This is a genomic window from Asaia sp. VD9, from assembly GCF_037150015.1.
GTDB lineage: Bacteria > Pseudomonadota > Alphaproteobacteria > Acetobacterales > Acetobacteraceae > Asaia.
On the sequence record NZ_JBBCQM010000010.1, the window covers coordinates 83,865 to 109,100 of the forward strand.

At 56.0% G+C, this 25,236-nt stretch carries 29 protein-coding genes and 4 pseudogenes; 11 read left to right on the forward strand and 22 right to left on the reverse strand.

Annotated elements, in window-relative coordinates; genetic code table 11:
* The first annotated feature begins 773 nt into the window (after window positions 1–773).
* The 3 genes and pseudogenes from WFJ47_RS12500 to WFJ47_RS12510 all read left to right on the forward strand — a co-directional run bounded on the left by WFJ47_RS12500 (window position 774) and on the right by WFJ47_RS12510 (window position 2,860).
* The gene (locus tag WFJ47_RS12500; RefSeq protein WP_336763401.1) at window positions 774–1,085 is read left to right on the forward strand and encodes a hypothetical protein; all 312 of its coding nucleotides are present in this window, start codon (window positions 774–776) and stop codon (window positions 1,083–1,085) included.
* 98 nt (window positions 1,086–1,183) lie between these two features.
* Window positions 1,184–1,887 (forward strand): annotated as a pseudogene (locus WFJ47_RS12505) (IS6 family transposase).
* Between the two features lie 547 nt (window positions 1,888–2,434).
* Window positions 2,435–2,860 (forward strand): hypothetical protein, encoded by a 426-nt coding sequence (locus WFJ47_RS12510; RefSeq protein ID WP_336763402.1) that lies wholly within the window; start codon window positions 2,435–2,437, stop codon window positions 2,858–2,860.
* An 84-nt stretch (window positions 2,861–2,944) separates the two neighbouring features.
* Here the strand turns inward: WFJ47_RS12510 and WFJ47_RS12515 are convergent, their stop codons facing one another.
* Window positions 2,945–3,769, reverse strand: a complete 825-nt coding sequence (locus WFJ47_RS12515; RefSeq protein ID WP_336763403.1) for an IS5 family transposase — start codon at window positions 3,767–3,769, stop codon at window positions 2,945–2,947.
* Window positions 3,770–3,886: 117 nt separating this feature from the next.
* Here WFJ47_RS12515 and WFJ47_RS12520 point away from each other — a divergent pair, with 117 nt between their 5' ends.
* The 3 genes and pseudogenes from WFJ47_RS12520 to WFJ47_RS12530 all read left to right on the forward strand — a co-directional run bounded on the left by WFJ47_RS12520 (window position 3,887) and on the right by WFJ47_RS12530 (window position 5,811).
* Window positions 3,887–4,585: a hypothetical protein gene (locus WFJ47_RS12520; RefSeq protein ID WP_336763404.1), complete on the forward strand. Its 699-nt coding sequence runs from the start codon at window positions 3,887–3,889 to the stop codon at window positions 4,583–4,585.
* A gap of 284 nt (window positions 4,586–4,869) precedes the next feature.
* Window positions 4,870–5,593: pseudogene (locus tag WFJ47_RS12525) on the forward strand (IS5 family transposase).
* The gene (locus WFJ47_RS12530; RefSeq protein ID WP_336763406.1) at window positions 5,590–5,811 is read left to right on the forward strand and encodes a hypothetical protein; all 222 of its coding nucleotides are present in this window, start codon (window positions 5,590–5,592) and stop codon (window positions 5,809–5,811) included. The pseudogene WFJ47_RS12525 and the gene WFJ47_RS12530 overlap by 4 nt, the downstream one beginning before the upstream one ends.
* 355 nt (window positions 5,812–6,166) lie before the next feature.
* Here WFJ47_RS12530 and WFJ47_RS16565 read toward each other — a convergent pair whose 3' ends face one another.
* Window positions 6,167–6,508: an energy transducer TonB gene (locus WFJ47_RS16565; RefSeq protein ID WP_408868655.1), complete on the reverse strand. Its 342-nt coding sequence runs from the start codon at window positions 6,506–6,508 to the stop codon at window positions 6,167–6,169.
* Window positions 6,509–6,682: 174 nt separating this feature from the next.
* Window positions 6,683–6,985 (reverse strand): energy transducer TonB, encoded by a 303-nt coding sequence (locus WFJ47_RS12535; protein WP_336763407.1) that lies wholly within the window; start codon window positions 6,983–6,985, stop codon window positions 6,683–6,685.
* A gap of 215 nt (window positions 6,986–7,200) precedes the next feature.
* On the opposite strand from WFJ47_RS12535, the pseudogene WFJ47_RS12540 reads away from it, so the two are divergent.
* Window positions 7,201–7,953: pseudogene (locus tag WFJ47_RS12540) on the forward strand (IS5 family transposase); the annotation flags it as partial.
* A 65-nt stretch (window positions 7,954–8,018) separates the two neighbouring features.
* Here WFJ47_RS12540 and WFJ47_RS12545 read toward each other — a convergent pair.
* The 10 genes from WFJ47_RS12545 to WFJ47_RS12590 form a co-directional block, all read right to left on the reverse strand.
* The gene (locus WFJ47_RS12545) at window positions 8,019–8,597 is read right to left on the reverse strand and encodes a tyrosine-type recombinase/integrase (RefSeq protein WP_336763409.1); all 579 of its coding nucleotides are present in this window, start codon (window positions 8,595–8,597) and stop codon (window positions 8,019–8,021) included.
* Between the two features lie 91 nt (window positions 8,598–8,688).
* Entirely contained in the window at window positions 8,689–8,865 is a 177-nt protein-coding gene (locus WFJ47_RS12550) for a WGR domain-containing protein (protein WP_336763411.1), read from the reverse strand.
* A 423-nt stretch (window positions 8,866–9,288) separates the two neighbouring features.
* On the reverse strand, window positions 9,289–10,299 hold the full coding sequence (locus tag WFJ47_RS12555; protein ID WP_336763412.1) for a helix-turn-helix domain-containing protein: 1,011 nt from the start codon (window positions 10,297–10,299) through the stop codon (window positions 9,289–9,291).
* Window positions 10,300–10,364: 65 nt separating this feature from the next.
* The gene (locus WFJ47_RS12560) at window positions 10,365–10,787 is read right to left on the reverse strand and encodes a nitrile hydratase accessory protein (RefSeq protein ID WP_336763414.1); all 423 of its coding nucleotides are present in this window, start codon (window positions 10,785–10,787) and stop codon (window positions 10,365–10,367) included.
* 1 nt (window position 10,788) lies between these two features.
* Window positions 10,789–11,139, reverse strand: coding sequence for an SH3-like domain-containing protein (locus tag WFJ47_RS12565; protein ID WP_336763415.1), 351 nt, complete (start codon window positions 11,137–11,139; stop codon window positions 10,789–10,791).
* Between the two features lie 2 nt (window positions 11,140–11,141).
* Entirely contained in the window at window positions 11,142–11,441 is a 300-nt protein-coding gene (locus WFJ47_RS12570; protein ID WP_336763417.1) for a hypothetical protein, read from the reverse strand.
* The gene (gene nthA / locus WFJ47_RS12575) at window positions 11,441–12,103 is read right to left on the reverse strand and encodes a nitrile hydratase subunit alpha (RefSeq protein ID WP_336763418.1); all 663 of its coding nucleotides are present in this window, start codon (window positions 12,101–12,103) and stop codon (window positions 11,441–11,443) included. Before nthA ends, WFJ47_RS12570 begins: the two co-directional genes overlap by 1 nt.
* Before the next feature lie 36 nt (window positions 12,104–12,139).
* Window positions 12,140–13,666 carry an amidase gene (locus WFJ47_RS12580; RefSeq protein WP_336763419.1) on the reverse strand — a complete coding sequence of 509 codons (1,527 nt, stop codon included), beginning with the start codon at window positions 13,664–13,666 and terminating at the stop codon, window positions 12,140–12,142.
* On the reverse strand, window positions 13,663–14,712 hold the full coding sequence (locus tag WFJ47_RS12585; RefSeq protein WP_336763420.1) for a phenylacetaldoxime dehydratase family protein: 1,050 nt from the start codon (window positions 14,710–14,712) through the stop codon (window positions 13,663–13,665). The genes WFJ47_RS12580 and WFJ47_RS12585 overlap by 4 nt, the downstream gene beginning before the upstream one ends.
* Before the next feature lie 37 nt (window positions 14,713–14,749).
* A complete protein-coding gene (locus tag WFJ47_RS12590) occupies window positions 14,750–15,649 on the reverse strand; it encodes a transporter (protein WP_336763421.1) in 900 nt (299 codons plus the stop codon).
* Between the two features lie 259 nt (window positions 15,650–15,908).
* Between WFJ47_RS12590 and WFJ47_RS12595 the strand changes: the two are divergent.
* Window positions 15,909–16,538: pseudogene (locus WFJ47_RS12595) on the forward strand (IS6 family transposase); the annotation flags it as partial.
* A gap of 241 nt (window positions 16,539–16,779) precedes the next feature.
* Here WFJ47_RS12595 and WFJ47_RS12600 read toward each other — a convergent pair.
* Window positions 16,780–17,421, reverse strand: coding sequence for a TetR/AcrR family transcriptional regulator (locus tag WFJ47_RS12600; protein ID WP_336763422.1), 642 nt, complete (start codon window positions 17,419–17,421; stop codon window positions 16,780–16,782).
* A 52-nt stretch (window positions 17,422–17,473) separates the two neighbouring features.
* Between WFJ47_RS12600 and WFJ47_RS12605 the strand changes: the two genes are divergently transcribed.
* Complete coding sequence (locus tag WFJ47_RS12605) at window positions 17,474–17,914, forward strand: hypothetical protein (RefSeq protein WP_336763423.1); 441 nt, start codon at window positions 17,474–17,476, stop codon at window positions 17,912–17,914.
* 23 nt (window positions 17,915–17,937) lie between these two features.
* Here WFJ47_RS12605 and WFJ47_RS12610 read toward each other — a convergent pair whose 3' ends face one another.
* The 6 genes from WFJ47_RS12610 to WFJ47_RS12635 all read right to left on the reverse strand — a co-directional run bounded on the left by WFJ47_RS12610 (window position 17,938) and on the right by WFJ47_RS12635 (window position 21,720).
* The gene (locus WFJ47_RS12610; RefSeq protein ID WP_408868656.1) at window positions 17,938–18,591 is read right to left on the reverse strand and encodes an IS6 family transposase; all 654 of its coding nucleotides are present in this window, start codon (window positions 18,589–18,591) and stop codon (window positions 17,938–17,940) included.
* Between the two features lie 206 nt (window positions 18,592–18,797).
* Window positions 18,798–19,076, reverse strand: a complete 279-nt coding sequence (locus WFJ47_RS12615; protein ID WP_336763424.1) for a phage tail protein — start codon at window positions 19,074–19,076, stop codon at window positions 18,798–18,800.
* Complete coding sequence (locus WFJ47_RS12620) at window positions 19,073–19,732, reverse strand: phage baseplate assembly protein V (RefSeq protein WP_336763425.1); 660 nt, start codon at window positions 19,730–19,732, stop codon at window positions 19,073–19,075. The genes WFJ47_RS12615 and WFJ47_RS12620 overlap by 4 nt, the downstream gene beginning before the upstream one ends.
* A complete protein-coding gene (locus WFJ47_RS12625) occupies window positions 19,725–20,897 on the reverse strand; it encodes a hypothetical protein (protein ID WP_336763426.1) in 1,173 nt (390 codons plus the stop codon). Before WFJ47_RS12625 ends, WFJ47_RS12620 begins: the two co-directional genes overlap by 8 nt.
* Window positions 20,894–21,100, reverse strand: a complete 207-nt coding sequence (locus tag WFJ47_RS12630) for a hypothetical protein (protein ID WP_336763428.1) — start codon at window positions 21,098–21,100, stop codon at window positions 20,894–20,896. The genes WFJ47_RS12625 and WFJ47_RS12630 overlap by 4 nt, the downstream gene beginning before the upstream one ends.
* A gap of 11 nt (window positions 21,101–21,111) precedes the next feature.
* Window positions 21,112–21,720, reverse strand: coding sequence for a hypothetical protein (locus WFJ47_RS12635; RefSeq protein WP_336763430.1), 609 nt, complete (start codon window positions 21,718–21,720; stop codon window positions 21,112–21,114).
* Between WFJ47_RS12635 and WFJ47_RS12640 the strand changes: the two genes are divergently transcribed.
* Window positions 21,719–22,114 carry a hypothetical protein gene (locus WFJ47_RS12640; protein WP_336763432.1) on the forward strand — a complete coding sequence of 132 codons (396 nt, stop codon included), beginning with the start codon at window positions 21,719–21,721 and terminating at the stop codon, window positions 22,112–22,114. The genes WFJ47_RS12635 and WFJ47_RS12640 overlap by 2 nt on opposite strands.
* Here the strand turns inward: WFJ47_RS12640 and WFJ47_RS12645 are convergent.
* Window positions 22,073–22,429 (reverse strand): hypothetical protein, encoded by a 357-nt coding sequence (locus tag WFJ47_RS12645; RefSeq protein WP_336763433.1) that lies wholly within the window; start codon window positions 22,427–22,429, stop codon window positions 22,073–22,075. The two genes, WFJ47_RS12640 and WFJ47_RS12645, sit on opposite strands and share 42 nt — an antisense overlap.
* Before the next feature lie 124 nt (window positions 22,430–22,553).
* A complete protein-coding gene (locus WFJ47_RS12650; protein ID WP_336763434.1) occupies window positions 22,554–22,937 on the reverse strand; it encodes a hypothetical protein in 384 nt (127 codons plus the stop codon).
* 264 nt (window positions 22,938–23,201) lie between these two features.
* Between WFJ47_RS12650 and WFJ47_RS12655 the strand changes: the two genes are divergently transcribed.
* A complete protein-coding gene (locus WFJ47_RS12655) occupies window positions 23,202–25,235 on the forward strand; it encodes a DUF4214 domain-containing protein (protein WP_336763436.1) in 2,034 nt (677 codons plus the stop codon).
* Window position 25,236: the final 1 nt, after the last annotated feature.

A 25,236-nucleotide genomic window follows, 5' to 3' on the forward strand; every position in this document is an offset into this window, starting at 1 on the left:
GAAGAACCTCTGTCTAACCGGCTGGATTCCTGATCTCAGAATTTTGGTATGCTAGAGGCGAGCAGTCACACTTGGTCTGCCGTGTTGAATGCGGATGATGAAAGCGGCCTGCATGATCTACAAACAACATCGATTTCCTCGTAAAAGGCTGCGGCGTTGTCACCGCTGGGGATATCGCAGAAGCGTTGAAATCGCCACTCACTTAGGGAGAAGCAAGAAATACACTCGACATCGCTTTGAAAGCCTATCTTGCTTATCAGAACACAAGCGCCGCTAGTGGCGGCCTGCAAGCCACCGGTCATACCGGGGAAACGATGCTCACGCTCAGCCGCACAAGCAACCAGCAGCGGCTGAGACCGTCGGGGCAGATTCGCCGCCGCCTAATGACGAAGATCCCGACAGAAAGACAGCTCCTCAGGAACCGAAGGAAGGCGATAATTCTTTATTAGATACAGAGGGACGAAAACATATTCTGGACGGTGACGCTCCTCCTAAAAATGGAGGAGGACACCGTCCAGGCACTGGAAAACCAGGGAAGAGTGAATTCCCCTTTGGATGGAGCGATGGAAAAATTGAGGATGAGGTATCTGAGGTTGTCACGGATTCAAATACAAAGGGGGGCCCTCCAGATAATCGAGGGTACATAGTGGGAGACGGAACCAGAGGGGGTGTGGATATGCGAGTAATATATGATATTAAAAAAACCGTATAGTGACTGGATACCCTACAAATACGCCTAGAAACCCCAAACCGTAAAACTCGAAGGCTTAGTGGTGAACTTCAAGAATATTAATCGTGATATTGCCGATCCATCATATATAGAGCGCAATTTATTGTCTGTTTCAAAGGAGCTGTCCATTCAAAAAGACCTGGCAGAGAGTATACCAGATGGTATGCGTCCCTTATCTGATTGTATAGCAGATTATACAGACTTTATCGATCATGGCGAATATCTCGTGGCATTAGAATGTATTATTGCTTTAATAAATAATAATATGTCAAAGCTAAGAGGTAAATCCGTAGTTTCTCTTATGGTAATATCATCTATATATGGAGACCGTGTAAAGTGCTGTGATTTCATTTAATTTTCTAAGCCGCGTTGACAGAAGATCTGACTCAGTGCCTTGCGGTGGCGAGGTTGAGGGGTGATGTCACATTAAGTGCGCCATGGTAAATGCGGGCGATGAGAGCATCATCAGTGAGCTACAAACGGCACCGTTTTCCAAGTGAACTGATAGCGCATGCGGTATGGCTGTATTTTCGCTTCCCGCTGAGCTTTCGTCTTATTGAGGAAATGCTGCTCGAGCGAGGTATAATCGTCTCACACGAGACGATCCGTTGATGGAGCCTGAAATTCGGTGCGGCTTATGCCCGATCTCTGCGTCGCATCAAAGCCCGGCCTGGTGATCTCTGGCATCTGGACGAGGTGCGGATTGTGATCCGTGGCGAGCCTCACTGGCTGTGACGCGCAGTCGATCAGGACGGGTATGTTCTCGCCGAAATCCTCCAGACACGACGCAATACCAAAGCAGCCAGACGTTTGCTTACCCGGCTTTTGAAGCGGCAGAGGGTGCGCCCCGGTCGCATGATTACCGACAAGCTGAAATCCTATGGAGCAGCGAAATGCAACCTTGGTTTCTCGATCCGGCATCCCTCGCATAAGGGTCTGAACAACCGGGCAGAGAACAGTTATCTCCCTCTAGGAAACGCGAACGCATCATGCAGAAGCTCCGTTCACCGGGCGAGTGTCAGCGTTTCGTCTCTGTCTTCTCAGCCATCCGAAATCTCTTCGTCCCTCCCACTCGCATCACCACCGCTTTTTCGCGCCACATCCATCGGATCAGCGCCTTCGCTCAGTGGGGCAGCGCAACCGCTCTCAGCGCCTGAATACCCGTTCCACGGGCTTCGGCTAACTCCCGTCAGTTAACGTGACATCACCGCTTATCGACCAAGCCCCCATCGGCACGACTAGCGTCGAGGAGCTGAGGCCATATGCCGAGAAAGTTGCGAACGAAAAACTCGGAAAAGATCCTATCACGCTTGAAGACCTCAAAGGCCATGCACCACTTGAATACACACCCTCGAGCTTCATCTCATCACGAGTATCTGAATTAGAGTCCCAGATCCCGCAGAACTCCAGAGGTAGGATTACGATGGGGATCGCTCTTGTCGAGGACGAAGCAGAGAACCAGAAAACGCTGATAAGCATCTTTGAGCCTAATGGATATCTACGCCCTGGCGTGTCATGAAAAGAAGGAGAGGAATTGGTATCTGGTCCAAGAGGAAGCCATGCTGAGAACGATATCGTAGAATATGCCAAGGAACACAATCTCAAGGTTGTTGCAATCGCAGCAACAAGGCCCGTCTGCTTATCATGCCAATTAGTAATCCCTAAACATACAAGCATTGTGACTCAAATGAAATGACTCAATAAATGAGACTGACAAACATCAGCAAAATTCTACATGAATACGTACAAAGCGGAGGTAATTTCATTACTCTATTTAGAAAAATATTTTTCCATTGTCGAAAAGAAGTAAATACTAGGTTGGAGTTGATGCCTTCTGTCAGTGACGTTCCAAAATTCATTTTTGAAGAGAAATTTCCGGAAATAGAAGAATACAAAGAAATTTCTGAATATTATGATGAGAAATATTTTTCTTGTGAAGATGGTGGCGATAAGGATGCGGGTAGTATTTATTTCTCATTTGCGAGATTGACTTCTGCATTGGCATTTTTTTACGAAAAAGCTTCTGCGGAAAGCATTGAGGAAGCAATATACGAAAGTATAATGTCAACAGGAAATCCTGAGTATACTGTAAAAAACGTTGAAGATAACCTGGATAAATTTATATCATAAATGATGAATTAGATCACTGAGCAATAGTAGATTCGTTTTGCTACAATGCGTGATATGTTCTCACGTTAGAGCCTTTTTGGAAATTCACGGGTGGGCGTTTCTGCGTAGCATGAGGCTGCCCATGGCGATGTGGATCATGGCCTCGGAGACATCGACGCGCTGCTCGTAATCCCGCACGAGACGTCGCCAGCGGGTCCTCCAGCCGAAGGTCCGCTCGACGACCAAGCGGCGGGGCAGAACCTCGAAGCCTTTCGCGCCGTCCGAGCGCCGGATGACCTCGACGCTGAAGTCCTGGAATGCCGCCTTGTCCATGAGCATCGCCCGGTCGTAGGCACCGTCGGCGAACAGGTGCTTCACCCACGGCCAGCGCTTGCGGATCGCGTCCAGGATCATCTGGCCGCCGGCGCTGTCGGAAATATCCGCGGGCGTCAGGCGCACCATCAGCAGGCGGCCGTCGGTATCGACGGCGATATGCCGCTTGCGCCCGACGATCTTCTTGCCTGCGTCATAGCCTCGCGTCTTTGCGTGAGGCGCCCTGATACTTTGGCTGTCGATCACACCGCCCGCCGGGCTCGCTTCACGCCCTTCAGCTTCACGATCGAGCATCGTGCAGACGTCATGGATCGTGCGGAACAAGAACCGGCGCATCAGACGGCGAAACCACCAGTAGACTGTCTGCCAAGGGCCGAAATGAACAGGAAGCATCTCCCACCCGCAGCCTGAGCGCACCAGATAGCGCAGGGCGTTGAGTATCTCTCGAAAATCGGCGCTCCGCTTGCGCCCTCGCGGGCTCGCAGGCGGCATCAAAGGCGCAATCTGTCCCCACTCTTCGTCGGTCAGATCAGATGGGTAGCGCTCCGTCTTGCGGGATAGAGCGGCCATGCGTGCTCGGGCTTGAGGTGTCCACATCCCAAGGGTGAATCACCTGTCAGACCCGGTGCAAAGCACCATACCCCCAATTTCCAAGAGGGCTCTAACGCGATAGCAGGTGATGAACACATCGAAGTACATTCATCCTCTGGTCCTTTGATCGCACTTGAAAACAAGAATGGTAACGCGCTGCTCTTCAGAATGGTAACTAATAATGGAATGGAGATAGAGCTTATCCACCATAAGCGCCTACACCTTCCTAGCGACGATGACAAAATGCTCTTCAGGAAGGCGTTCTATCCAGTGGAGGTGGGTATGACCCTATGGGATGCCGGGCTGGAGGCGCAGAAAGGAAATTTTCGTCCGGCGGCGACGGAAGCCGCGTTTACAGCAGTTAGTATAATTGCTCCCCCGGTTGTCGGGAAAGGAATTCGCGTTGCGATAGAGAAGGCTCCAACGGTCGCTCAGGCGCTCAAGCGTATAGCCTCTTCGGCCCGATCAGGCCTGCGGCAAAAATGGGTACCTTGGGAGAACGGTACTGTTGGTGCGTCGCTTCGGAAACTTCCCGACGGCTATAACTGGGTGAGAAACAGCGAAGGTGACACTGGAATACGCACGCCAGAAGGTCGTGTGGTTACTGATACAAAAGCGAAGGAAGCCATATTCGAGCGCGCCGATCTGTCCCCGAATTCCACCCAGCCGAGCTTGGGTGCGTCTTTCGAAGAAACACCACCGGAGCAGATCAGTGGAACCAAGGCAACCGAAAAAGGGCCGAGTTACGAGGCTGCAATTCGTGCATCTTACAAAAAAGACAGCGCCATGCCCGATAGACGATATGATATCATCGTCGGGTGAGAGGATGTCCGACGTCGCTGATCTGACGATCGCGGTGCCGAAAGGTAGAGTTGCGGTAGAAGCTAAATATGTTGACAATTGGAAATAATCATTGAGAAATCCCGCTGGAACAGTGAATATGAAGCCATGGGCAATAAAAGAAAAAAATGCAATCATAGATTACAGGCTTAATGGCAGATAGATAGCTCTAGGCTCAGGACCCATTGATTTGGGTGGGCAAATTTGATTCAGGCTCCTTGAGGAGACTGAAGACGAGCGACCTGTATTGGCTGACGGACGAGCAGATGGAGCTTCTGGAGCCGTTTTTCCCAAGGAGCCATGGCGAACCGCGTGTTGAAGACCGGCGTGTATTGATCGGGATCATCTTCGTGAACCGCAACGGGCTGCGCTGGCAGGATGCTCCACGAGAGTATGGCTCGCACAAGACGCTTTACAATCGTTGGAAACGGTGGGGCGCCATGGGGATCTTTGCCCGGATGATGGATGGTCTGACGGCCGGCAGATTGGATCACCAGACGATCATGATGGACGCGACCTAACTGAAGGCGCACCGCACGGCTTCCAGCCTGCGGATAAAAAAGGGGCCCAGGCCGCCTGATCGGGCGGACCAAAGGCGGCATGAACACGAAACTGCACGCGGTGACAGACAGGAATGGCCGCCCGATCAGGTTCTTCCTGATAGCAGGCCAGATCAGCGATTGCACCGGGGCCGCTGCCCTGCTGGACGATCTGCCCGCTGCAAGGGGACCCCTGGCTGATCGTGGTTATGGTGCCGACGGGTTCAGGGACGGGCTGGAGGAAAAAGGGATCAGACCCTGCATTCCAGGCCGGCGATCCCGCACGACGCCCGTGAGCTACGTCAAACGCAAATACCGGCGCCGCAATCGTATCGAGCTCATGTTCGGCCGGCTCAAGGACTGGAGGCGCGTCGCCATACGCTACGACAGATGCCCGACCGTCTTCTTCTCAGCCATCTGCCTCGCCGCTACCGTCATGTTCTGGCGATGAGTCCTGAGCCTAGCGACGAAAACACCCCCCAAGCCTGCGACAAGCAATTTGACGCGATTGAACGTGCCCTCGAGTTCCTTGGCTGCGACGTTGATGCCCAGCACCTTGCCCACGAGCGTTTGCAAGGCCTGCGAAAAATTGTCGGTCATGCTGATCGCGACACCGATGCGATAGACGTCAGCCAGATGCTATACTCCGGGCATGCGCCCATCTCGTGACAAAACAGACGACGAATTTGATGATGGGGGGAGACACCCATGTGGCGTCAGAGGCAGGCTGATTTGGTCGCTGAGATGTCGCAGCTTCGGGCGCGGCGACCCCAAACGGCCTCGGCGCGCAAACCTACCGGCCACCTGCGGCATGTTGTGACCACCGCGCCCAAACAAGCAACGCATGGGCGCAGAATGGCGCCGCACGAGGTTTCGTCAGCGGTGATCCTGCTGATCGTGTTAGGACCGGCAGTAGTTTATTTCATGATCGTGCTCGCAGTGATTGCATACTGTATGCTTTATGACGCGACCATCGCTTGGTCAGGGTTTTAAGCGAGGGCAGGGCTGTCCATACTTCTCTCGCCTAATCCTTCGCCACTGAAAAGCCTATATGGATAGTATAGCCGTGCTCGACTACGGGATGTCCATTTTTCGAGGCGGGATGGTAGCGCTGTTCGCGCACGTAGTCTAAAAAAGCCTGTGCAAACAGAGGATGCGTAGAAAATGTAATGACACAATTGTGTGCACGACCATCAATATAAATATCACATACTGCTGAGACGCTACCTTGTATATTTTTGTCCAATAGGGGGCTGGGGTATATGGGGCCATGTTGGAGGGGTCTTTCAGGTCGCGCACGCTGTAGGCCACTACTGGCGCATCCCGAGAGCATTAGAATGAATGCCCCGAAGATATGCTTCCGCATCTCTCAACCTTCTTCGAAAGAGGAAATATTATTATTGGGGAGGCGGCTACTTCAATTATCGACAATATTCAAGGTCTGCTTTTTGGCAGAAGCGTAAATCATGCAAGCCTGCACCCTCAAATGCTGGATGCAGGCATCAGGTCACGCGAAGGTGGGGCGGTTCACCTCCGCCAGTCAATCATACAAGCGATAACTAACGCGCAAAATGTGACCATATTCGACGACGGGATAACCATTCGGCGCGGCAGGCTGGTACCGCGCCTTACCGGCGAATTTCAACGCGGCTGCATTGAAGTGGTCATTCGTGGACGATACGATCCGGCAGTTTAGAGTCCGCCCCTTGGTGTCGATGTCACAGGCCAATGTGACGTCGCCGGTCTCGCCTTTTTTGAGTAGATCTTCAGGGTAGTAAGCCAGAAGGGGCTTTTTAGGCGCGCTCGCGCTGGCTGTAAAGAAAAGGGAAAGCGCGATGGTCAATATTTTTCGCACATTTTCCTCCCACAAGTGATAACCAGATTGCGCCTGTACTTCATCTAGAGCATCTCGTCCGTCATATCTATAATCCTAAGTTCAAGATTTTGTGGCAAAAATCCTCATAGATTACAGGCTTGATGACAGATAGATAGCTCTAGGCTCAGGGGCCATTGATTTGAGTGGGTAAACCTGACTCAGGCTCCCTGAGGAGACTGAAGATGAGCGACCTGTATTGGCTGACGGACGGACAGATGGCGCGTCTGGAGCCGTTTTTCCCAAGGAGCCATGGCAGACCGCGTGTTGATGACCGGCGTGTATTGAGCGGGATCATCTTCGTGAACCGCAACGGGCTGCGCTAGGGGGAAGCTTCGCGAGAGTGTGGCTCGCACAAAAATGCTCTGCAATCGTTGGAAACGGTAGGGCGCCATGGGGATCTTTGCCCGGATGATGGATGGTCTGGCGGCCGGCAGACTGGATCACCAGACGATCATGATCAACGCGACCTACCTGAAGGAGCGCAGCACGGGCTCGAGCCTGCGAATCAGAAAGGGGGTCCAGGCCGCCTGACCGGGCGGACCAAAGGCGGCATGAACACGAAGTTGGACGCGGTAACAGACAGGAATGGCCGCCCGATCAGGGTCTTCCTGAAGGCAGGCCAGATCAGCGATTACAATGAGGCCGCTGCCCTGCTGGACGATCTGCCCGCTGCAAAGGGACCCCTGGCTGATCGCGGTTATGATGCCGCTTGGTTCAGGGACGGGCTGGAGGAAAAAGGGATCAGACCCTGCATTCCAGGCCGGAGATCCCGCACGACGCCCGTGAGCTACGACAAACGCAAATACCGGCACCGCAATCGTATCGAGATCATGTTCGGCCGGCTCAAGGACTGCAGGCGCGTCGCCACACGCTACAACAGATGCCCGACCGTCTTCTTCTCAGCCATCTGCCTCGCCGCTACCGTCATATTCTGGCAAGGATTCCTGAGCCTAAGCGATGAAAGTGATCAAGGTGGCTCAACATGCCAGCACCAAGCTATCTACCCCCACATACGCTTGGGAATATTCTGTTCTTCTGAGCCTGTAGCATTGGCGTAGATGGCGGTGGTGGAGAGCTGGGCGTGACCAAGCCATTTCTGAACGAGATTGAGGGGAATGGCATTAGAAACAGCCGCGACCCCAAAGGCATGCCGCAGCCCCTTTGGCGATGCGGCCACGCCGGATAGGCCAGCTTCCTCCATCACGGCATGCGCAGCCCGCCAGCCGGTCATGCGTGACAAGGGCCAGAGCCGCACCTCCTGATGACGTGCGCGATTGCGCTGAAGCGCGCGCAAACCATGAACGTGATCGAGGGCGTCGAGCAGGGCCGGGGGGACAGGCACGGCGCGGTAGATCCCCGCCTGACGCTTCTTCATGGTCTCGAACACCAGTACCCCGGCCGCGAGATCGACGCGATCGGCCGTCAGGGCCAGAGCCTCGGACAACCGACATCCCGACCAGACGAGGGTCATGCACAGGGTCCGCGCCTCACGCGGCGCCAGCTCGGCCGCTTTCAGGAAACGGTTGCGCTCGGCGATCGTCAGATATTTCCGCGCCCCCTTCCGATCGAAGAGCTGCATCCCCCACCCGACACAGGCTTAACAATCCGAGGTGCAGGAGGCTGCGCCTCCTGCCGGGAGTGTGAGGGCAGAGCCCTCATGCCTTTCTGTCTCACATTTTCACCCTACGGGCCCGATAGCCCCGCTTCACCTTCTTCCCGAGCAGAGCCTCAAACGCGCCCTGGGCCGCCCCCCGGTCGCAATAGAGCGCCACACGCAACTGACCGCCTGTGCCGATCCGTCCCCAGTGCCGGATGAGGGCGGTCCCGCCGAAGAGATCTTCCTGCAAGGAGAGACGATAGAAAAGCCAGCAATTGGCTGCAACATCGATGCGCGCGAGATCGGCCTCTTCGGGGAAGAGAGAGCTGAGTGAGGGGGCGGGACGGGGCCTTTTTAAGCGCTTCGGGCATTTATCCGTGAGAACTGTATCACAAGCGCGTTGCGGGGGAGAGCAGGATCGACCGGAAGATCAGCGTTTTCGGGAACAAGTCAGAGCGGGAAGACCGACGGGGCGGCGTGTGATATTACACTATTGATAATAATGTATCAGGGTACGTCACCTTGCGGAAGGATTCGGTACCGTTCACTCAGATAACGTATCAGAATACCTAAAGTCGCGCCACGCCGACTGCCGATTTGGAGTGGATTGCAGTCGGTCGTCTTTCCTGCGGTAGTAACAAGCTTCAGACGCTAGCAGTAATTTGGGATTGATTCACTGGAATCCGCGCCGACGCCAGTCTCGCGGCGTAACTCCATACTGGACACGGAACGATCTACTGAAATGGGAGACGTCGTTGAACCCCCACCGCATGGCGATCTCTGCGATGCTGGCGCTGCCGGGCCCATTCAGAGCCAAGGCTTCGGCACATCTCTGCAGGCGTTGAGCGAGGACGTAACGCAGCAGGGACGTGTTCTCGGTTGCAAACAGCTTGTTGATATAGCGTATGGACAGCCCGCTTGCAGCCGCGATCATGCTGGCATCCATCCTCGGATCGTGCAGGTGGTTCTGGATGTAACGCTTTACGCGCAGGAGGGTGACAGAACGCACGCGCTGATGGTTCTCCTCTGAGGCTGAGACTCCACCAAGCGCCATGGCGAGCATTGTCATTGCCGGTTCTGCGAGCCGGACCATCTCGGTCTCGCTGAGCGTCCCGATCTGGCCTGTAAGTGCGTTTAGATAGGATGCAAGCACGGTGCCGACGCCACTTGATACGTTCAGGGACGTGGCCACTCTGTCCTCGGCATTAACGATCAGGTTGTTCAAAGCCGGGCGGGGGATGCTGAAAACGATTTCTCGCCAGTCTCCTTCGAAAGACAGCTTATGCGGCCGTGTCGCGTCGTAGATTGCGACATGGCCCGGACCTAGAATTGTCTGGTGCCCATTCTGTTCTATCACCTGACGCCCCTGCATCATGAGGACTGCGAAATAGCGGTTTTCATGCTCGCTGCGAGCCTCCCGGAAGCGGCGGCTGACAGTCTGTCGGGAGGCCGCGATGCTGGATAGGCGGAAATTCTCGAAACGCTGCGAGCGCACCGTACCAAAAAAATCGGTTTTCGAGATCGACGATACCTGAACGTCCGCGAACAGGCGCAGGATGATTTCCCGCCAAAATTCGACCCGGCGTTCTCCCGAGGGTTGAACCGACAGATCCACGACCGGATCGGTCCAGTTTCCATCCATCAGGAAACGGGCGTTGCGTGCGATATCATCCGGTTCGACCATGCCTGCTCTCCCTCCCATCATTGCCGCCCCTGATGAAGACCCGTATGCGCCGACACCTCGGTTCCTCATTTGGTCGTGGGCGGGCTGACGAAAATCGGTCGGCCTCGCGGGGTTGACCTCGGCATTGCAGGAGGAACGTAGGAAGCTTGTCCGTTTTCTAGAAGAACCGGCATGCCGTGGGGCGTGTTGGCGTGGGCCTGCCCCCATGCGACCTGTCGTGCACCGAGGATGTCAGATGTCATGATACCCTTGCACGCCAGCAATTTCTCTAGCGCAGCCGCCCATTGGCGATAGTAGGTATCGTTGACGCATTCACCGGGCTCGGGCGATATGGTCGCGACTGCGGTGGAAAAGGTTTTTACCCATTCCGGCCAGGTGAACGCGCCTTGCTGGTGAAGATGCACGGCAAGCCCCCAGATCCGGGCGTGCCATGGCGCACCGAACGACGCGCTGTCCATAGGAATGGCGGAAGCGAGATTGACCGGCATGTCAGGCGTGCTCCAAATAATCGTCCCAAAGATCGATGTGGACACAGTCCCGGGCTGGGTTGTCCTCACTCCACAGCTCCGCCGCCTCGAAGCGTACATTGTAGACATGTTGTGGCGTTTCGATTCCGCCATGCGCCATGGTGTCGGGGAAGGAAAACACGCCGTGATCCATGACGATCACGCCGGTGCGCCCGCGGACATAGCGGGGCAGGCGGGTATGGCCTGCCGGGTTGATGTTGCGGGCGCGCACGCGATCGCCCACGCTGAATTTGGGTGCAATATCGGCGTCGACGCGGGCAGATGCGCCGGTGCGCACCACGACCGGCACGAGATCGGGCGTCAGGATCGTCATGCTCACAGTCCCTTTTCCATTTTGTCGTAAATTTCATCGCGCGTCAGGACCTTGCGCGAGACGAGAATGTCCTCGATGGCATGGACCCAATGCTCGTAATAGCTCGACCGGAGGTAGGTCGCTGGATCCATCAGTTCAATCTCGTGCCGGAATTCATCGACGTTGAAATGACCGCCCGCGAAGGTCGCGATAAACAAACCGAAGATGCGCCGTTCCCAGTCAGCCGAGAAGACGGGCTCGCTGGCGGTCGGGTTGACGGGGCCCATGCCATGCATGCCGCCCAGATCGTGAATACCGTTCATCACAAAGCCTCATCGAGAGCGGTATCGATCGACGCGGATGCGGTAACGATCCCGGTGCCGATCATGGAATCACGGGTGATGATCGCAGCGAGTTGCTCGGCAGACCATCCTTCCGTACCCGCTGGGCGCATTGGCAGCACCATGTAGCGCAGTTCGGCACTGCTATCCCAGACGCGTACCTCTATGCTATCGGGCACGAAGAGGCCGAATTCCTGCAGGACCGTGCGTGGTTCGCGCACGATGCGCGCACGATACGGGGCTGCCTTGTACCAGGCCGGAGGCAAGCCAAGGACCGGCCATGGGTAGCAGGAACACAGCGTACAGACGATAACATTGTGGATGTCGGGTGTATTCTCGACGATCACCATCTCTTCGCCCTGAACGCCGGAAAATCCGAGTTCCGCGATGGCGTCCGTGCCGTTCTCCATCAACCGGGCATGATAGGCGGGGTCCGTCCACGAACGCGCCACGACCGCCGCGCCGTTGCGCGGTCCGATGCGGTTTTCATACGTGTCGACAAGGTCGTCGAGGGCCTTTGTGTCAATAAGCTTCTTGTCCACAAGAAGCGACTCCAGCGCCTTGACCCGCAATTCGACATCGCTCGGCAGGGGGCCATGGTCGTGATCGTGGTGATGTCCGTGGTCGTCGTGGTGTTTATTCATGAGATGCTATTCCAGGCTCGTTAAAGAAAGGCCCGATTATGGGAAAACCTGCTCGCGCCAATTGACCGCCTGCTCGAAGGCATGCGCCGCACGATAGATCGTCGCCTCATCGAACAGTCGGCCGACCAGTTGCAGGCCGATCGGCAGATCGTCGCTCACACCGCAGGGCAACGAGATTGCCGGATGGCCGGATGCATCGAAAGGGGCTGTATTGCCGATCATCTCGAAGGCGCGGGCGAGGTTGTCCGACATTGGAGCATCCTGTGCGGGCAGCACGCTGGCCCGGATCGGCAGGGTCGGCATCAGTAGCAAATCATAATCCTGCAGGGCCTCGTCATAGGCGGCCCGCAGCTTGCGGGCGAGGTTTTGTGCCTTGCCGTAATAACGCCCATCATAGCGCTGATGCATGTAGGCGCCTACGATCATGGTCGTCTTGATCGTATCGGGCAGCTTATCAGCCTGCTCACGCCATTCTGCATGATGGGCGATCATGCTGGGCATATAAAGGCCACGCCAGTTATGGCCATGGCTGTTGCCTATCATCATCTGAGCCTGCGCGCCTTCGGTTGCAATCGCAAGCCATATCGCGTTTGCCGCCGCATGCATCGGTACCGAGACGGTTCCCACCGTCGCGCCGAGTGTCTCAAACAGGCGCGCCGCAGACCGGACCGCCGCATCAACAGCATGATCGAGCCCTGGCCAGACAAAACCCTCGGCCAGAATGCCAACGCGCAGCCCACTAACACCTTTGCCGATAGCTTCGGCGTAATCAGGCGCGGATGGCACCGCGATCTGTCGGGGGTCGAGACCATCCGAACCCGCGAGCACCTGCATCAAGGCCGCATTGTCCGCGACGGTAATAGTCATTGGCCCAAGGTGATCCAGCGTCTGCTCGATCGGCATGGCGCCGGTATATGGCACCAGGCCATGGGTCGCCTTGAAGCCGACAATTCCGCAGAAAGCTGCGGGAATACGCACTGACCCGCCCTGATCGCTACCGATTGCGAGATCGGCCTCCCCCGCAGCCAGCACGGCGGCGTTTCCTGAGGACGATCCGCCTGCGGAATGACCCGCCTTTCGAGGATTGATCACAGGTGCTGGGTAGCTCGTGTGGGAGCCGCCCGAGAAGCAGAAATACTCGCAGACGGTCTTGCCGGTTATGGTCGCCCCGGCATCGAGTACGCGCGTCACTACGGTCGCATCAATATCGGGCACATAGCCTGCAAAGGTGGAAGAACCGTTATCCATCTCCACGCCGGCAACGCAGATATTGTCCTTGATGACGACGCGCTTTCCTTTCAAGGGTCCGGCTAGGGCCCCTTTGATCGTCGTCTTGCGGTGCCATGCGCCAAACGAGTTTTCATTTCCTTTGGGCCGATAGCCCGGTGCCCGCGCATAGGTTGGCTCAGGCAGGTAATCAGGCATGGCATCAAGCACGTCATACGCATCGAAGCTGGATTGCAGCACCGCTTCGTAGGCGCCGAGTTTGGCTTCCGGCATGTCAAGGCCGAGGGCACGTGCGATTTTAGCAATCTTGGCGCGATCCGGACGTTCGATCGTCATTCTGCTGCATCCCGCATCATCCCCGTTGCCGGGTGACAGTTGATATATTCGTAAAACTGGTGCGGTCCGTCAAAAACCGAGACTTCATGATAGAGGCGAAGCTCTCGGATCCCGGCGATAACTTCAAAGAACACGCCGAAAATCTTGAGGTGCGTCGGGTGGTTCTCCGCCCAATCCTCCAAATGACCGAGCGACTTCCAGTGACCGATATTATAGCTCTCATCGCGCAGGTTGCCATCCAGATCGATTGATTGCACATACCGATTGCTGTAATTGCCAACTTCCTGCCCATGATCACGCAGGAAGTTCATTCCGCTGCGCAATGTAGGCTCTATCCGGTCCAGGTAAAGCGTACGTTCGGCTTCGCCGGTGTCGCTCCAGTCCTGTCCGGATCGGATCAGCGCGAGATTATCATGCGCGTGAACTAGAACGCGTCTGCCGTCGTTGCTTTTTTGTACCACCTTGTGCAGCGTGCCGCTGGCCAGCATCGCGTCGGTCTGCGAGATTGCGAAACGATCGCGCATCGAACCCCAGTATCCATGCTCTTGGATCTCATCGCTGACGCGGTCCATGATACCGCCGACACCCGGGAAATTATTCTGGAATGCATAAAGCGTCTCGAACTGGCGGCTGTCTGGCGCCACGCACTCGCGGAAATACCCGATCGTCTCATCAAGGCGCTCCGGCGAAGCCCACCACCCGGAGATTTCGGGATCGTGGCACCAGCGCTCATAGCTCTGATAGTTGCGCCAGTAACCCACAACCATGAAATTGCCGTAGCCCTGATTGTCCTCGTGGAAGGTCAGATCGTGCTTGCCCGGTCCATCGACATGGTCGAAATCTCCGACGATCTTGCGCAAGCCCGCAAGAGCGGCCTCGCGCTGCGCCACGTCCTTGTATTGCACCCCGAAGTATCCCATCGAGACGCGCTCAAGATCCGTATCGGCGCGCGCGACATACATTGGAAACGGAGGCTGGTAATCATCGGACACGCGCTTGGCTATGGTGCGCGGACAGCGAAGATGGGTGTCTACTGCGGATTCCATATGAGGACCTCGTATAAATGGCGTGACGTGACCGGAATTAGAAAATATGGGCGTAGCGTGCCTGAAGAGCGAAATTGCTGGCCAGGCCGTTGGATACGGCGACATCCGTGCCAACCTGCAGAAGAACCTGATCGTGCGGAGCAACGAAGCGGATCGCCGTCGCGTTCAGGCGCGTGCTGGCGGAGGCGGCCGTGTTTGGAACTCCGTTCAGCAGCGTCTTGCCGCCCCAGATCTGGGAAATTCCCAGTGCGAAGGTTGTTTTGGGATCTGGCATATATCGGGCGATCCCTTGAAGGAAATAGCTCTGCTTTTGCGCCATCCGACCATTAAGCTCATTAAAGCGGTCGTTGTCGCCATACCAGATGACATCACCCATCATATCGAACGCGAACTGTCTTCCGAAATGATGGATGTAGGCCCCTTGAAAATCAAGCGACACGCGATGCTGTCCGAGGTTGAGCGGGCGTCGGCGGTCATAGCTACCGGTGGGCAGGTACAGATAGATCGTGCCGCTCAACGTATCGTGCTGTGTATTGAGGCGGTATTTCAGTGGCGCGGTAAGGATAAGATCGCCCACTCCGGTCGTTCCGCCGAGCGCACTTGCCGCCCCTGAGGTAGAAATGCTCCCGAACGGGAGAAGTGCCTGCGGATCGATCGTCAGGCGGTCGGTCAGGGAAAAGACATGAAGGAGACGCGCAATTCCGAGATTTGAATGAACGTTGAAATTTGTGGTCTTTGTAGCGCCAGAATACAGAGTGTCCGTGTTAACGTAGTTGTAATAGACAACTCCGATAGTTGAATTAATGGGAAACTGTTCATAATCTCCTGGATTGACTTCTGCCGCGCGGCCTGAGCTACACAGTCCGATCATCGCGCCGATTGCGGCAAGAGCGGTACTGGTCAACGCTGTCTTCAGTAATCTCTTCAGTTGGGACATGGGTCGGTATACCTGCGGACAAAGTGTGGAAAGCGGGTGTTTGCACTATATTTGGCGCCGGGCGCGGATTAGGAAACATTCCGGTATCGATACTACTAGGGTGGGTCCTTCAGGTCTCGACTGTGTAGGAACAAAAACTTGTCTAGATTGGCCCTTCCCGCAGTGTCGGCTCAGAACTGGCCGCCGTGCTGTTGCATTAACTTTGGCACGGTAAAAGCGGGCGCTGAGAACGTTCTGCAGGAGCTAAAAGTGGCTTCGATTTCCACGCGAGTTAATAGCGCACGCGGTGTGGCTATATTTCCGTTTCTCGCTGAGCCTTCGTCTTGTCGAAGAGATGCTGCTCGAGCGAGGTATAGTCGTTTCCTATGAGGCAATCCGTCGGTGGATCCTAAAATTCGGCGGAGCCTGCTCCTGCGTCGCAAGCGAGCCATGTCCCGCGATATCTGGCACCTGAAGGAGGTCAGGATCGTGATTCAGGGTCAGCCTCACTAGCTGTGGAGGGCAGTGAATCAGCACGGGTATGTACTCGATGAAATCCTGCAGACCCGCCGAAACACCATGGCAGCAAAAGCTACGCGCCGGTCGGATGATCACGGGCAGGCTCAAATCCTACGAAGCAGCCAGACGCAAGATGCGCCTGTCGATACGGCATCTCTCGCATAAAGGTCTGAACAACAGGACAGAGAACAGTCATCTTCCCTTGCGAAAACGCGAACGTATCATGCAGAAGTTCCGTTCACCGGGCGGGTGTCAGCGTTTCGTCTCTGTCTTTTCAGCCATCCGAAATCTCTTCGTCCCGTCCGCGCCCATTACCACCGCTCTTTCGCGTCACATCCATCGTGTCCGGGCTCTCGCCCAATGGAACAACGCGACCGCTCCCAGCGCCTAAATACCCATTCCCCGGGCGTCGCCTAACTGACGTCAGTTAACGTGACATCACCCCTTCGATCAAGGTTGGTGCCTTCCTGATCGCAGTGGGTCTCTCATGACAAAATTTCTGAAGCCTTCACAAAGAGGTAGCGTGGGTTCCTGACTATATATCTGGCTCTTTCCCTTAGAGGTATTCTCCGATTTTCGGTCAGCAATGGGCCGTTTACCTGCTGCGCGAATTGAATGATTTTTTTAACGCTTTAACCCGATCCAATAACTGAATCAGACCCGCTTGAAATCGTATCCAAAGCTTTCGAAAGAAAAGAGGCAACGTTTTCAGTGCTTCCTGGGGCTGCCATCTCCAGAAGTACAGCGCCCTCGACGATGCTTAAAAGCGCAGCGGCCCGACCGCTATCAGTGTGGCCTGGCGATGGCGCTAACTTACTGTCTATCCAATCTGTCCATGATTTCACAGCTCCCGGTCCAATCCGATCATATGGCGCTTCGCCACGTGCACTTCGAGCTATAACCTCCGTCCATAGTTTTACGAAGGGAGCTATTTCAGGGTCATGAACCATTGCAAGAACACGTATGAGAAATTGTCCCGGTGAAGAGCGAGAACCATCATCAATCCGCAAAAGTAGAGCGGACAACCTTGTGCTGACTTGCTCAAGGACATCGACAATAAGTTGCTCTCTCGTTCCGAAATAATAGATCAACATACGATCACTTGTTCCAATCTTCGTGGCCATAGCTCTTAGACCAAGTGTAGCAATTCCCTCTTCAAGGGCTAAGTCAGCAAGAGTACTTGCAAACTGGAATTTGCGGGATCGCATCTCATCTCTTGATTTCGATGGTGATGCAGGCGGCGAGGAAAATTTAAATGTTCTCATCAGAATCATGTAGCACTCGCTTCATAAAGAATATACGTAGTGGGTGCTACAAATGAGAGGAATGGATATGTTGCGCCCAAAGCAATTTGTAATTTGTGCTCTCCTGGCTGCTTCCTTCTGGGCATCAGCCACGCTTTGCATCAAGTTTTACCCAGTGGCGATAAACGCCGGAATGCAAGGAAACCTCACGTTTCTCACCAGCATTCCTGTGAGCTGGTTCTCAATCTGGTTAACCTGCCGATTGGCTCGGCTGGAACCGCACCAGATTCTTGCGGGATGTCTTGTTGTGCTTGGAGACGCCATGATAATCGATGGTGCTGCGCTCCGCTGGTTTCCCCATGTATATGCAGGGAACGACACAGTGACACGCTATGGCGCGGCGTGGCTTCTCTGGGGATACGGCCTTGGCGCCTGGATCGCGCTTGCAATGGCGAGCCGTTCAACACGAGCCAGGAACAACGCCGGCAATGTGAGCAGTGCTAATGTTCTGCCCACGCAGTGATAAAGAGGCAAAGGCTGCATCTTTTATTGTGACACGAACCTCAATGCGGCCGGTTCCGCATGTGTGCACTTCACGCGTACATAAATGCACTTTCGTATTGTGACCCCCCATCTGCCCGGTGAACGGAACTTTTGCATGATGCGTTGGCGTTTTCGCAGGGGACGATGACTGTTCTCCGCCCGGTTGTTCAGGCCTTTATGCGAGAGATGCCGGATCGAGAGACCAAGTTTGCGTCTTGCTGCCCCATAGGATTTCAGCTTGTCAGTGATCATGCGACTGGGGCGCAAACCCTGCCGTTTCAAAAGCCGGGTCAACAGACGCTTGGCTGCTTTGGTGTTCCGACGGGGCTGCAGGATTTCGTCGAGAACATACCCGTCCTGATCCACGGATCGCCAGAGCCAGTTAAGCTTGCCACGGATCACGATCCGCACTTCGTCCAGATGCCAGAGATCACCAGGCCAGGCCTTCCTGCGACGCAGGGAGCGGGCATAGGCCGCCCCGAACTTCAGGCTCCATCGACGGATCGTCTCATACGAGACGACTATGCCCCGCGCGAGAAGCATCTCTTCCACAACGCGAAAGCTCAAAGGGAAGCGGAAATACAGCCATACCGCATGAGCGATCAGCTCACGAGGAACTCGGTGTCGTTTGTAGCTCAAGCATGACGCTTTCACCACCCGCGTCTAACACGCCACAGTCAACGTGACAGCACCACAAAAAAAGGCGCCCCGAAGGACGCCTCCTGGCCAGCTAGGGCCATGATTTCGGAAAATCTCATATCATGCGGCCATATACGAGCTCATTCGTGACGTCGAGCGCCTGCACGGACTGCGTTTCCAGGTCCACATACTGGATATTGCAGATATAAACGCCGACGCTCGGGTTATCGATCAGTGACACTGATTGGCTGGGTCTGATCGACAGCCGGTTCCTGTGCCATCTGTTCAGCAACAAGCGCCTGTATCTCGCCGAGATTGGCTGGCGAGCCGATCTTCGACGGCAAGCCGGCGCCGTGATCCGGTTGCCATATGTAATCACCTGCATTGGTGCATAGCCGTCTTATAATGGCCTGCCTGGTCTGATCCGCGCCGCTGACCGTAGCGAGGCCACCGGCAGTATCAAGGTTCAGATCGCCACCGCAGAAGTGTGAGATAGCCGTCATGCAACAGGCGCCCCCGTATTGCTGCCGTTATTGCCGTTTGTGTGGATATGGGACTTGCCGCTGATGCCGGCGGCCAGCACGTCTCGATCCGATGTGACCGTGCCCCCTGTGATCGACAGACCCGAAGGCCCGAGCGTCATCGTCACGCTCCCCATTCGCCAGACCAGCCCCGCATTCGTCATGGTTTCGGTCGTTTGCCCGGCGCCGGAATAGAGGCCTTGCGGCGTCATATGCCACCAGGGTGCGTTTTGCGCGGCGGCAGCTGCAGCCTGAGATCCTGAACCTGTTTGCGCGCCAGACGGCGGCGCGCCGCATCCGGCCAAGATCAGCAATTCACCGGCCTGGGCTAACTTGCCTGTCTGCGGTGAAACAGGGGGCGTGACGGCCGTATCGTATTGAAAGGCGTTGATCTGCATATGCTCGGCATCGCCCTCGATCGGGATGAGCAGGACATGCTCTCCGATATTCGGCAGACGAGCAATCCGGATATCACCGGCAGCCAAGGCAGCGACTGGCAGCCAGCCGCTCTCGATCCCCTCCGGTTGCACAAGCACCTTGGCGGCGTGGTTCACCGGGTCGATCGAGGTGATGATGCCATGCACGGTCTTGGCAATCATGCCGCTCGCAGCGGCGGCGATCTGTCTTGCGTCATGCATCGTCAGCAGTCTCGTCCTGTGTCACATCGCGATTTCGCAGCGTCACATCCTGCTCAAAGCCGCTATCCCATGAGAACGTGCTCGAAACAGCGTAAACCGTGTAGCTCTGGCCATCCCATGTCGAGTTGGTGCCGGTCAGGGTGAAGAAATCACGCGGCTGAAGCGAAATGCGTCCAGGGATCGTCATATGGACTTCGCGCCCGTGAGCCACGATCTCGTCGTATTTCTGCTTGGCCGTGTTCTGCACGTCCTGCATCGAGCGGCCCGGCACCTTGAAAGAGTGCAGCGTGCCAGCGTTCGCAGCTTTCTTCGGCGACCCGCCTTCCGCTGACCAGTAATACTCGAACTTGGCCCTCTGCCGGCTGTCCCAGGACACGACATGCACGACCGCGCCCTTGGCGATCTGGTAGTCACGCTTGAAGCTCAATGGCAGGGCGTTGGAGACGATCGCCTTGTCCGGCCCAGAATCCTGATATTTCAGCGTGTGTGTCGCCGCCGAACCGTCATTGCTGGTCGGATAGGGCTTGCAGATGATTGTCTTGCCTGAAGCATACAGGTCGCACCCCGCCGAATTGGCGATATACCGGGCCAGATCGAACGCCGTCTGAAAACGGCCATGTGCGCTGTGTGACAGACGCTTGTGTTCGATCTGCCAGTATTGACCGGTCATGCTGGCGGGAGAGGAGACCTGAGGCGTGAGGCCAGCAGCCGAGATCAGCGTCGTCATGAGATCGGCGCCGGTCTTGTTGAGCCACGCATCCCGCACGCGCAGGTCGAGCAGTTTCGCGAGGTAATCCCGGCATTCGACGACAAGGGCGGTGCCAGTCGGAGTCCACTCGACGTGATCCATGAGGCCCTGGAAAACCGTCACCCGTTGCGCGCCGGCCGTGGCCTCGTCCCGCATCTGGATTTGCACATCGGTATCGGCCGACGCAGTGCCGGATGTGACTGCCTGATCAAACCAATAATTGCCGGTGATCTTCGCAAGCGCCGCACGATCAACCGCGAGGTTGATTTCTGCCGTGTCGGCCCGGCTGTACCGCGTTCGCGAAAGTGCGAACCGCTCGAGGCGAGTTTCCGGGACGGCACGGCCATTGACCAGAATTTGCGCCCTGGGCTTGCGGGCCATCCTGCGCCCTGCGGAAACGGTGATCGTCTCGCTCATGAAGCAAGTCCCGGCACACCGCTATTCTGCGTCGGGTCGATATTGGGAATCTGCAGGGGGACGGGGGAGGGGAGCCATGTAAAGTCGGGATCAGTCATCCCGTTCAGCTGGGCGATGCGCCACCATTGCGTGGCATCATTCAGTTGGCTGGCCGCCACATGGTAGAGCGACACATCGGCCGCCGTGATCTGGATTGTCTGCATGGTGCGCCCGATCAGCCATGAACGGAAGGAGAGGGAATGGCAGCGTTTGTCGCGGTAGCTGCATTGATCGCGGCCCGATTGATAGCGCCGCCTGCATCGACGGCCGTGCTAGCCAGCTGGGCATTCTGCGAAAGAGCCGTGAGTGAGGCTGAATTGTTGAGGGTGATCCCCTCGAGGTTCTGTCCGGTCTGCGTAACCAGATCCATCAGGCCGCCGCCAGCAGATTGCAGCCCACCAATCACGGATGAGGCAGCACTCGGCAAGGCTGACAGGTTCGTTCCGGCCGTGGCCGCGCCTTGTACGATTTGCAGCTTGTCAGACACCTGAGCCAACGCGCCACCAGCGCCGATCAGATTGGCGATAGGGGCAACCTGCCCGACGACTGTCTGCACCTGCCCTGCAAAGTGTGAGACGCTCTGGGAGATCGTGCCGACCGTGCTGGTGATAGAGGTCAAGGCGCTCGTTGCGTCGTCTCCAATCAGATGCGAAAGCGCGGAGGTGGAAACGGTATTCGTGTTCGCCGACTCACCGCGAAGCTCGAGCACGGGGAAATAGCGGCAGATCGCGCCTTTTGCCTCGTAGGAGTAGCGATAGGCCTGCACATAAACCTGAATGGACATGCCGGCGACCTGGAGCCTCACCGGCTGCCCTGCGCGCCGTATCTTCGCCAGGGACTGTGCGCGTCTGGGCAGAAGGGCCAAGGAAGATACCTTCCATTTCGATCCGGTTGGGGTCATTGCCGCCCAGATCGATCACCCGATCGCCACCTGGCAGGCGATGGATCGTAATTTGCTGCTGACCACCAAAGGTGACGCCGCTTGGCACTTCCATGCCAGTGAGGGTTACCGAGCCGATCGTGACGGGCGCAGTCGCTCCAAGGCGCGACACGGAACCGAGCATCGTCTCGATGTTCAGGAGCGTGTTCGCCATGATACGTCCAATAAAAAAGCCGCTCGAAAGCGGCCTGGAAGACTACTGCACCAACTGCCAACGCCTGCCGACAGGCGGCGCTGATGAATTGCGCGGGATATAGGGATAACCGGACGTATTCAGTGCTGGGGTCTCAACCATCCGCTGCAGCTCCGGGTCAGACCGCAGATCGAGGGGCTGATATCGTGCGCCGAGACCGCCCATACTGCCGCCATCTGGACCGGCAACCTGAATGCATGCGCTCGCAGCCTGATCGAAAGGCAGCGTGCCATTCGTTGAACTGCCATGCGCCATTTGCTGGCGCACGCACTGGACGTCGGTCGTACCCGGAAGGCGACCCAAGCCAGCACAGCCGGAGAGAAGCGCCGCAAGTGCCAGAGGGGGAAGGTATCTCAGCATTGAACCTGCCTGTCATTCAGAGAGGCCCGATTGTCCGGGCAGCCTGCATTCGGCGATGGGCGCAGGTCTTTCACGAACCACACATCCCTATCCCATATGGCCATGCAGTACGAGGAAATCAGGATCAGAACGCGCTCTCGCCTGCTTCGACAGCCATGAGGTGCTTGTCCCAGCTTTCCTCCGTGGGAGGCCGGAAGCCGCCCGGCGCCACACCGTAACGACCGTCCAGATAGGCTTTGATCTGCTCGCGTGACGGGATGACCATCGGCCAGTGCTGCGAGGCGGCGACGTTGGTCGCATAGCCATCCTGCCATACGTCTAGCATCCGTTGCCCGCTCGCCGTCATCGGACCAGAGGCGCATTTCGCCGCAACCTCGGCGAAGGGCGTTGATCCGAGCAGCCGGTTTACGCACCGCGCGTCGGTCTCGCCGGGGCTTTTGCTATGGAAGTAGCAGCCGCTCAGGAGGGGGAATGTCGCCAGAAGCAACAGAGCACGGGGGGATTTCATGGGGGAGATTCTGGCGCTGCGCCGCACTCAGTGTCAACGGTAGTGCCAATTCCCCTAAGCGAAACAGACGCACCTGAATCCCGGCTATGTGGGAGAGCGACTCTCTGTCCACGCAGCCAGTCAAATTATGCTCTTCACGGCTATTGTTTAATCGAAATTGACAGCCGCGAACAAAAAGAAATTTCGTTAAAAACACTTGACCATGCTCAGATATATTTCGTTAAAATAGCGTCACAAAGTTACATTTCGCTGCGAGGGACATAAATGACAGACACTCCATCCTGGACGCCTGTCACGCCGACAGCGCTGTCTGACGAGCAGCTGCACAAATATCTGAACGGGGCAGGGAGTACTTCTGTAACGAGTGGGGACAAACTCGCGGCACTTAATCCCGGCCAGGTCTCCGATCCCCGCTTGCTGACATTGACCGGCAAAAGTGCGGATTATGGAGCGGCTGCAACCGGAACTTACGACTACAGCCGCGATGCCCATCTCCAGGCCATGGACGTGCTCATGACGTCCTGGACAAACGCTGCGGTGTCGACGTCAGAGGCTAAGCCCTCCTCCTCGACCGATATATTATCGACATCGACGCAGGGCGCGCAGAACATCACGACCGTGAAGATGCTTGAAGCTGCGGAGAGTCAGAAAGACCCCGACGAGACCATAACCGTCCACGGTGATCCTCCCACCTCTGGAGGGGGATATGTCCCTGGCTTCTCCGGCGGCGGACTTGGTGGCGATGCGAACGGTAATAGCACCTCACGTGATGAGGCGGGGCGAATGCCCGCATCGGTCACAATCACTCCGATGCATTCCATCAAAACAGTGAACGTAAACGGGATACCATATGTCGTCGCGCCAGACGGACAGGGCCTCGATACCTATCAGACCCCATCCGGCGCCTGGCATGCTCTACCGTATTCAATGCTACAATATGCCGCCGAAGAGGCGGCTCGAGCGGTACTCGGAATGTCGGCAACCGATGGAATCATGAGCGTTGCCTATGATCTCGCCCAGAATGGCAATGCCGGATCCAGCGACTTCAGCCAGCAGGTCCAGTCCGCATACGCCTATTCGAGCGGATCAGCAGCAGATCTGAGCAAGATCATTACAGATGTGCAGAATCGACCGACCAATGCTGGCGATAATACATGGATACGTGGGCAGCAAAACACCCTCGCCAGCGGAGCGCAGAATCTCCTCCAGATACGACAGTCCCTGGCACAATGGACCGCAAATGACGGTCAATACGATTCGACTTTTTCCACTGTGCACGGCTTTGCGCCAGTTGCTACGGACCGCAACTATGCCGCAACGATGATCGGTAATGGATGGTCCGTGCAGGACTACCGCTGGAGCGAAGCCCACTCCGATCGGGCGGTCGCAGATATAAAGAATTTCTACAAGATCATCCTCGGCCGTGACGCCGATCAGGCAGGCCTTACGACCTACACCGACGCACTAGGCACCACGATGGATCGCGGTCAGGTGGCGAGTGCTATAGCGACCTCTGCAGAAGCAACGGGAAAGATCGATTCGTTCCTCCAGAACAGCTTCGGCCATGTCACGGACGATCTGCGCAACTCTGGCGCTGTTCTCCTCAGCAATCTCGCTCAGGCCTATCAGACTCTTCAATCCTATTCCTCCGACGGGCTACAGTCCTTGGCTGATGGCTATAAGACGACCTTTGGTCAAGGCAACCTTCTTCAGAGTCTCATGCCAAATACCTGGCAAGGATGGCTCGGCCTTGGAGCTAATCTTGCGCTTCTATTGACCCCGCCTGGAGAAGCTGTGGTTGCGAGTGAAGTTTTGGCGGTAGGCGCGGAAGATCTTCTAGCTATCGCTCTAGATAATGAAACCAACGTTGCTGTTGAATCACTAGGCGCAGTTGGATCCAGCGAAATCATCCCCATCGCGTCATCCTCAGAGTTAGAAGGTCTTTCCAGTTTTGTACCACGCACTAGCGGATCCACATTAGATATAGGGAATGGTACAATCGTGACTCAGACTGAGGGTGCCTTAGATAAAGCAGGAGCCCTCGTTTTTAAGGGAGGAGACTTCGACGCTGTATCTGGGTATTTTAAAAAACTGTCAGGGTATTCGGGGGATTTGTCTGATATCAGAATAAATTCGAGCAACATACCAAATGGTGGCATCATATATAAGATCAAAACTAGTTCAGGGGATATGGTCCTGAGAAACATTACAAGCTCTGCAGGGGATTGGACGATAGTATTAGGAAATAGACTTTCAAACGGAGTAAAAGAGTTAAAATTTCTTTTTGGTGGAGAATGAA

Excerpts from the sequence above, each read along its gene's own strand:
- WFJ47_RS12510 (WP_336763402.1), top strand. The coding sequence starts at position 2,435 with ATGAGACTGACAAACATCAGCAAAATTCTACATGAATACGTACAAAGC.
- WFJ47_RS12600 (WP_336763422.1), bottom strand. The coding sequence starts at position 17,421 with ATGATTCTGATGAGAACATTTAAATTTTCCTCGCCGCCTGCATCACCA.
- WFJ47_RS12560 (WP_336763414.1), bottom strand. The coding sequence starts at position 10,787 with ATGCCGGTCAATCTCGCTTCCGCCATTCCTATGGACAGCGCGTCGTTC.
- WFJ47_RS12650 (WP_336763434.1), bottom strand. The coding sequence starts at position 22,937 with ATGAAATCCCCCCGTGCTCTGTTGCTTCTGGCGACATTCCCCCTCCTG.
- WFJ47_RS12580 (WP_336763419.1), bottom strand. The coding sequence starts at position 13,666 with ATGACGATCGAACGTCCGGATCGCGCCAAGATTGCTAAAATCGCACGT.
- WFJ47_RS12645 (WP_336763433.1), bottom strand. The coding sequence starts at position 22,429 with ATGCTGAGATACCTTCCCCCTCTGGCACTTGCGGCGCTTCTCTCCGGC.
- WFJ47_RS16565 (WP_408868655.1), bottom strand. The coding sequence starts at position 6,508 with ATGCGGAAGCATATCTTCGGGGCATTCATTCTAATGCTCTCGGGATGC.
- WFJ47_RS12555 (WP_336763412.1), bottom strand. The coding sequence starts at position 10,299 with ATGGTCGAACCGGATGATATCGCACGCAACGCCCGTTTCCTGATGGAT.
- WFJ47_RS12585 (WP_336763420.1), bottom strand. The coding sequence starts at position 14,712 with ATGGAATCCGCAGTAGACACCCATCTTCGCTGTCCGCGCACCATAGCC.
- WFJ47_RS12620 (WP_336763425.1), bottom strand. The coding sequence starts at position 19,732 with ATGCATGACGCAAGACAGATCGCCGCCGCTGCGAGCGGCATGATTGCC.
- WFJ47_RS12640 (WP_336763432.1), top strand. The coding sequence starts at position 21,719 with ATGCCGGCGACCTGGAGCCTCACCGGCTGCCCTGCGCGCCGTATCTTC.
- WFJ47_RS12545 (WP_336763409.1), bottom strand. The coding sequence starts at position 8,597 with ATGCAGCTCTTCGATCGGAAGGGGGCGCGGAAATATCTGACGATCGCC.
- WFJ47_RS12570 (WP_336763417.1), bottom strand. The coding sequence starts at position 11,441 with ATGAACGGTATTCACGATCTGGGCGGCATGCATGGCATGGGCCCCGTC.
- WFJ47_RS12590 (WP_336763421.1), bottom strand. The coding sequence starts at position 15,649 with ATGTCCCAACTGAAGAGATTACTGAAGACAGCGTTGACCAGTACCGCT.
- WFJ47_RS12635 (WP_336763430.1), bottom strand. The coding sequence starts at position 21,720 with ATGTCCATTCAGGTTTATGTGCAGGCCTATCGCTACTCCTACGAGGCA.
- WFJ47_RS12605 (WP_336763423.1), top strand. The coding sequence starts at position 17,474 with ATGGATATGTTGCGCCCAAAGCAATTTGTAATTTGTGCTCTCCTGGCT.
- WFJ47_RS12515 (WP_336763403.1), bottom strand. The coding sequence starts at position 3,769 with ATGTGGACACCTCAAGCCCGAGCACGCATGGCCGCTCTATCCCGCAAG.
- WFJ47_RS12630 (WP_336763428.1), bottom strand. The coding sequence starts at position 21,100 with ATGCAGACAATCCAGATCACGGCGGCCGATGTGTCGCTCTACCATGTG.
- nthA (WP_336763418.1), bottom strand. The coding sequence starts at position 12,103 with ATGAATAAACACCACGACGACCACGGACATCACCACGATCACGACCAT.
- WFJ47_RS12565 (WP_336763415.1), bottom strand. The coding sequence starts at position 11,139 with ATGACGATCCTGACGCCCGATCTCGTGCCGGTCGTGGTGCGCACCGGC.
- WFJ47_RS12655 (WP_336763436.1), top strand. The coding sequence starts at position 23,202 with ATGACAGACACTCCATCCTGGACGCCTGTCACGCCGACAGCGCTGTCT.
- WFJ47_RS12530 (WP_336763406.1), top strand. The coding sequence starts at position 5,590 with ATGAGTCCTGAGCCTAGCGACGAAAACACCCCCCAAGCCTGCGACAAG.
- WFJ47_RS12615 (WP_336763424.1), bottom strand. The coding sequence starts at position 19,076 with ATGACGGCTATCTCACACTTCTGCGGTGGCGATCTGAACCTTGATACT.
- WFJ47_RS12625 (WP_336763426.1), bottom strand. The coding sequence starts at position 20,897 with ATGAGCGAGACGATCACCGTTTCCGCAGGGCGCAGGATGGCCCGCAAG.